General features: G+C 61.2%; 3 protein-coding genes and 1 pseudogene. 3 read left to right on the top strand and 1 reads right to left on the bottom strand.

What is annotated here, in order from left to right:
- The 3 genes and pseudogenes from OKA04_RS24330 to OKA04_RS24315 all read left to right on the top strand — a co-directional run.
- A pseudogene (locus tag OKA04_RS24330) lies at positions 1-196 on the top strand (IS5/IS1182 family transposase); the annotation flags it as partial.
- A gap of 212 nt (positions 197-408) precedes the next feature.
- Complete coding sequence (locus OKA04_RS24320; protein ID WP_264503832.1) at positions 409-618, top strand: hypothetical protein; 210 nt, start codon at positions 409-411, stop codon at positions 616-618.
- A gap of 488 nt (positions 619-1,106) precedes the next feature.
- The gene (locus tag OKA04_RS24315; RefSeq protein WP_264503831.1) at positions 1,107-2,441 is read left to right on the top strand and encodes a hypothetical protein; all 1,335 of its coding nucleotides are present in this window, start codon (positions 1,107-1,109) and stop codon (positions 2,439-2,441) included.
- A 374-nt stretch (positions 2,442-2,815) separates the two neighbouring features.
- Here the strand turns inward: OKA04_RS24315 and OKA04_RS24835 are convergent.
- A partial coding sequence (locus OKA04_RS24835) for a hypothetical protein (protein WP_498049457.1) occupies positions 2,816-2,986 on the bottom strand: 171 nt, incomplete at its 5' end.

Below are 2,986 nucleotides of genomic sequence, written 5' to 3'. Positions count from 1 at the left end.
CATTCCACCCCGGTCCCATCGCAAGGAGCAGCGCGCCTATGACCGGCATCTCTACAAGATCAGGCACCTGGTGGAGAACGCCTTCCTGAAGCTCAAGCAATGGCGGGGCATTTCAACCCGCTACGCCAAGAAGGCGTCCTCATATCTGGCGGCGGTCCAACTGCGCTGTGCGCTCATGTGGGCGGAAATCTTGTGACGACACCGTCTAGGCTAGTTTGGCACAATAGCTTTCGATCTTCTCGAAGATCCTGTCCGCTGTGGCTGTTCAGCGGCAGGGTGCGGGGCGTGGTTGTGGGAGGCTACATACCCGAGGATCGCCTTTCGGAGGTCAGCCACGCTTGGGAGGAAGCGTTCCACCTGATTCAGCCAACTGGAATGCGTGGGTATGAAAGGAAGCTTCCATCGTGGGTGGCGCAGGAATTCGAGGAATCACTGCCGGGCCGGGAGCCTGAGCAGAACAACCTTTGCCCACCGGGCTTCGGCCTGGGGCGTCTTTCTCGCCTCAGCCATGCGGATGAGTTCATGCCGCTCCTTTTCACTCAACACCAGTCGCAAGGTCGGTCGTTCAAGGGCCATGAAAACGACTGTAGCAGCAATCCTATTTTTGAAAAGAACTAGCCTAACGGAACACTAGCAGGTGGCGTCAGCCACCGGAAAACACTACCCACCGCATGCCGCCCCGGCAGGTTCGGCGGAAAGCCGGTCCCATCCAATCACTCCGTCCTCCACCTTCACCTTCCCAGGGCCAAAGGCCCGTCCATCCCTCAGGCCGGGCCATCGGCCCGGGTATCCGGCTTAAGGGCAGCGATACGTGAAACGACCTTCCCCATCAAAACGCCCCCCCTGCCGGATCATCCACCGCCCCCCTTCTCCACTCGTCAGCCGCTCACCCCCTATCGCTGCCTTTCAGGCCGCCATCATTCCCGCGCCCAAAACCGGGCCGATGGCCCGGGCTGAAGCACAGCCGGGCCCTTGGCCCTAAACAGCCCGCTCACCAAACCGACCTCCGACCTCCGACCTCCGACCTCCGAAAAAAAGATCGCCCCACCCTCCCCCGTCCACCTATCTCATCCCATCATCCAAAACGATATCACCACACCCATCCCATGAGCCCCCTCCGCATCATCCTCCCCCTTCTTCTCCTCACCGCCCTCCCCGCCGCCGCCCGCCTCGGCGAGACCCGCGCCCAGTGCGACACCCGCTACGGCAAGCCCGTCGCCTTCACCACCCGCTCCGGCAATCCCATCTACCTCAAGGGAGGCCAGGAGATCGTCGTCGGCTTCCTCGATGACAAGGCCATCTTCATTCGCTTCAGCAAGCTAGCACCCGGCGCAAAGGAGTCCGACATCCCGCTCGACTCCGACAAGACCGCACAACTCTCCGAGGCCGAGATGGATGTCCTGCTGAAGGCAAATGCCGCCACCTTCAAATGGACACGCCAGCCCGATGAAGACGGAGCCGACATCGTGTGGTCCCTCTCCGATGGAAAATGCCGCGCCACCTATGCCGACCGAACCCTCGACATCGAGAACCAACCCGCATTCGAAAAGTGGGTCGCAGACTTTAACCTCAAACGCGCCGCCGCCATACCCAGCCTCGGCGACTCCAGGGCCGCCGTTGACAAACGCTGCGGCAAACCGGTCAAAACAGACGATGACGGCGACGTCACCTACGTGAAAGGTAGCTTCGAGATCGTCATCACCTTCTGGAACGACAAGGTCGGCAGGATGAGATTCCAGAGCTCCGAACTCGAGAAAGACCTGTTCGACCCCGACAAGCAAAGACCCGCCGCCCTCTACCGTGACGAGATCAAGGCCGCCCTCCAGGCAAGTGCCGGCGACTCGGAGTGGGAAGAAAGCGAGCAGACCGAAGACTTCTGGAATCGCGCCGACAACAAGGCTTATGCCTCCTACGATCTCGATAGCTACACCCTCAGCGTCACCGACGAGGACTTCTACGAATACAAGAGCGCCAAGGAAAAGAAAGAGGCCGAGAAGGCCCTCATGCACTTCGGCGCCATCGGCATGCCCAGACCCGCCTGCGACAAGATGCTGGGCAAGCCAGTCACAACCCTGGCCGACGGCCAGATCGCCTATCACAAGGCAGGCTTCGCCATCCTCGTCACCTTCTGGAAAGACGAAGCAGCCCAGATCGTCTTCACGAAGATCGACGCCGAGGCCCCAGATGCCGACGCCGAGAACCGCGACTCCATTTCCTGGGTCGAGCGCGACGTGCTCCTCGAGGTGAATGGCAACGGAAGCAAGTGGGTAAAGAGCAAAGGATCAGACAACGGAAGGACCACATCCCTCCGTGCGGACGAGAAAGTTGTCGCCGTTCACGACAGCAAGGAAAAAACCCTCACCCTCTACAAGACCGCCTACATCGGCCAACTCAACAAAGAGCTCAACGACAAGGGAACCGAAGCACTCGAAGGCTTCTAACAACCCAGGCCCGCGCCGCAGGCAGAGCACCGGCTTCAGCAGGCAAGTATCCCCGCAACCGCCCGCCACCACCACGGCTTCCACCACAAGCGGACCGTTGCGGACCACGATGGCACCGGGTGGAGCGGCCTTTGAATGGCCTCTCCACCCGCAAGTCCACGCGAGCAGGTCGCATTCGCTCCCAGCAGGCCTAGCGGCGAAAGCTGGCCCAGCCGGTATCGCGGCTTTTGCAGGTATCTCGCCCACCCGTCCAGACCGGCTAAAGCCACTGACCGGCTCCGCCTATCCCGCAGCCTCCTGAGACCGCGTGGCCTGTAAAGGCCGGAAACATGGGTTACACTTGTTCGGGGACATGGGTTACACTTCTGGGCACGTCAGCTGCCAGCGGTCGTGATCCGCCGGTCTTCCAACGGCGCGCAACCCGTCTCCCCGCATGCCCGGTGTCGTCCCACATCCACCACCCCGATCCGCTTCCAACAGTAATACACCTCGTAGCGGTCCTCTCCTGTCCGGCGCAATGCTACCTCCTGGCCTTTGAACGCCTC

Source organism: Luteolibacter flavescens, assembly GCF_025950085.1.
GTDB classification, from domain to species: Bacteria; Verrucomicrobiota; Verrucomicrobiia; order Verrucomicrobiales; family Akkermansiaceae; genus Haloferula; species Haloferula flavescens.
The sequence above is the reverse complement of the archived record's forward strand: the minus strand, read 5'-3'. Positions and strand labels throughout refer to the sequence as shown.